At 67.1% G+C, this 519-nt stretch carries 1 protein-coding gene; it reads left to right on the forward strand.

What is annotated here, in order from left to right; translation table 11 throughout:
* Positions 1-519 (forward strand): hypothetical protein (locus B3797_RS12135; protein ID WP_311791196.1); only part of this gene is annotated, 519 nt, incomplete at both ends.

Here is a 519-nt window from a genome sequence, read left to right on the forward strand (position 1 = left end):
TGGCGGCATCGGTTTCAGTATCGGCTCGCAGAGCCTGAAAACCACCGAGACGGGGCAGGATCTGACTAACCAGGGCAGCACCGTCGGCAGCGTTAACGGCAACGTGACGCTGGAGGCGGGCAACCGCCTTGACGTTACCGGCTCCGAGCTTATCGCCGGTAAAAACCTGACGCTGGACGGCCGGGAGGTGAGCATCACCGCGGCGGAGAACCAGAGCAGCCAGACGCGCAAGGTGGAGCAGAAAACCTCCGGCCTGACGCTGGCGCTCTCCGGTACGGTGGGCAGCGCGCTGAATACGGCGACGCAGACGGTGCAGGAGGCGAAGTCCGCCGACAGCGGACGGCTGGCGGCGCTGCAGGCCACCAAAGCCGCGCTCAACGGGGTAGAGGCGGTGCAGGCCGCGCGCCTGGCGGCGGCGCAGGGCAACAGCCCACAGAACAGCAACACCATCGGCATCAGCCTCTCTTACGGCAGCCAGTCCTCCACCTCGACCCAGAACAGCGAGCAGCGCACCGCCCA

The sequence above is a fragment of the Pantoea sp. UBA5923 genome, assembly GCF_002431095.1.
GTDB classification, from domain to species: domain Bacteria; phylum Pseudomonadota; class Gammaproteobacteria; order Enterobacterales; family Enterobacteriaceae; genus Pantoea; species Pantoea piersonii.